Genomic DNA, 1971 nt, shown 5'->3' with positions numbered 1-1971 from the left:
CTTTCCGGCAAATAAAAGTAATAGATCAAAATTGGCGATTGCCGTCAATCCCACTAATGTCATCAATACAAAAAACCTGTGTAAGATCACATTATTTTTAAATCATAAATACGGTGCGGAATGACGGATTTATATATTACATGACTACATTCTATATTAGAACAATCATAATCAATTTGGATTTGAAATGATAAATCACAAGCTATAATCCTTATTTCATCAGAATATAAATCATTAAAATGATAATCTTGATTATAATCAAGATTCCTGTTTATCTTATATGCGATACAGAATTTCCATTTTTCGTCCATTAGTAAATAATAAGAAACCCCTGTAACTTTTTCTTTTATAAACGAAGCAAGATCTTGACAAGAATAAATTTCCACTTCATTACTTGAGATTATTCTCTTATTTTCTTATTTTCTTATTTTCTTATTTTCTTATTTTCTTATTTTCTTATTTTCTTATTTTTCAATGAGTTTATAATTAAGTCTGTTTCTTCCAAACTTAAAAAATCACTAACATTCACAAGTTCATTAGTAATGGATTTAATTTTATTCAAATACTCTTCTCTGCATACATTTCCTTGAGATTTTCTATAAAGTAATGATTTTCTATATTCAGAGATATTCATTTACATCTTCCTTTACCATAATAAGTTTTACCTTTTCCATTACGCAATTGAGGACGTCCATATTTATTCATACGAGGTTTCCCGTAATCATCTGTTTTAACTTGTCCTGCTTCCCAATGAGGTTTATCTGGATGGCTAATATCCATTGTTTGTTCTTGAACAGAAGATAAACCTTTACCACCGCCAGGTTTTGTTATTTCGTAAGAATATTCCCGACCAGAACTATTTCGTGATTGACTTACGGGGTGTTGACTTGTAGGAATACCCGCCATGCCTCATGGCATCACGACGAGCAGCTCCTGAAGAACTGAATAGGTTATTTTCACTGCCAATTGGTTCATCACTTAACCCCCAAGGATCGATCCATGTCAGGAGGTTTGGCGCATAAGTGTATAAGTTCAGGCCCCCACTCAGCTCGATCGGATCAGGCGACAGGTACTGTCCTGTCTCTGGTGAATAATACCGGAACCGATTATAAAATAAACCGCTTTTCTTGTCTTCATACTTCCTACTAAACCGCAGGTTGGTATGCGCCCTGATAAATCATAAAAAGGCCGGAAGATCACAAGGATCTTTCCGGTTATTTAGATGAACTGATGTTAGCTTTGAAAATTTTATTTAGCGGCACATTTTTCTAAAAGATACCTAAATTTTGTTATCAAATCTGTCCAATATTTATATGTGACATCCTTGATATAATAATCACCTAACCATCTGGGGTGACACCGAGATAATAAATCATTTGTAGATATAGTTTTTTCATCTTCACTTGCACAATTACTCAATACAATACATGTAAGATTCCTAATATCATTTGCTTCATCTTGGTAACATGAATCAATCAGGTGTTTGCAGATAATTTCGTTACATTCTTTAATATTCATAATGATTTTGTGGCTCCTGAATATTTACCACCTGCGATAACAACACCCTTCTGGCGAATAATACCTGAACCGGTTATAGAATAAACGGTCGCGTTACAGTCAGCTGGTGAATAAATGGATACCGTCCCCCCGAATTGTGCATCCTTATCCTTTGCAGCGCTTTTACGCCAAACACCCGAGGTAGGAGCCGGATGCGTTAGTCGCGCACGTCCGGATCTGTGCGGGGGGTAGCCGGTAACGGCGATTCCTACCGCGACCAGTGAAACGGGATGAAGCGGGTTTCCTGGGGCATAGTCGGGTCCTGATAATCATTTTAAGCTGTTTTGGGGATGGGTTTACTTGTTCATATTGATGTTGCCGCCCAACACGATGACGCCGCTGGCGTTGATTTCAATGCTGTTGGTCTCTCCGCCGAAGATGATTTTGATGCTCTCCGGGGTCATCACGATTTTT

Annotated in this window: 3 protein-coding genes; all 3 read right to left on the bottom strand. The window is 37.0% G+C overall.

The annotated features are described in order from the left end of the window. Positions 1–448 precede the first annotated feature (448 nt). Genes C5471_RS24690 through C5471_RS24680 form a run of 3 tightly spaced genes read right to left on the bottom strand, consistent with a single transcriptional unit; the run spans position 449 to position 1156 of the window. Positions 449–634: a hypothetical protein gene (locus tag C5471_RS24690; RefSeq protein ID WP_242688844.1), complete on the bottom strand. Its 186-nt coding sequence runs from the start codon at positions 632–634 to the stop codon at positions 449–451. Beyond that, positions 631–906 (bottom strand): hypothetical protein, encoded by a 276-nt coding sequence (locus C5471_RS24685; protein WP_242688843.1) that lies wholly within the window; start codon positions 904–906, stop codon positions 631–633. Before C5471_RS24685 ends, C5471_RS24690 begins: the two co-directional genes overlap by 4 nt. Continuing rightward, positions 857–1156, bottom strand: coding sequence for an RHS repeat-associated core domain-containing protein (locus C5471_RS24680; protein WP_242688846.1), 300 nt, complete (start codon positions 1154–1156; stop codon positions 857–859). The genes C5471_RS24685 and C5471_RS24680 overlap by 50 nt, the downstream gene beginning before the upstream one ends. Positions 1157–1971 lie beyond the last annotated feature (815 nt).

Origin of the sequence: Photorhabdus tasmaniensis (assembly GCF_011189505.1) — a bacterium.
In the GTDB taxonomy this organism is placed as follows: domain Bacteria; phylum Pseudomonadota; class Gammaproteobacteria; order Enterobacterales; family Enterobacteriaceae; genus Photorhabdus; species Photorhabdus tasmaniensis.
The sequence above is the reverse complement of the archived record's forward strand: the minus strand, read 5'-3'. Positions and strand labels throughout refer to the sequence as shown.

Excerpts from the sequence above, each read along its gene's own strand:
- C5471_RS24685 (WP_242688843.1), bottom strand. The coding sequence starts at position 906 with ATGGCGGGTATTCCTACAAGTCAACACCCCGTAAGTCAATCACGAAAT.
- C5471_RS24690 (WP_242688844.1), bottom strand. The coding sequence starts at position 634 with ATGAATATCTCTGAATATAGAAAATCATTACTTTATAGAAAATCTCAA.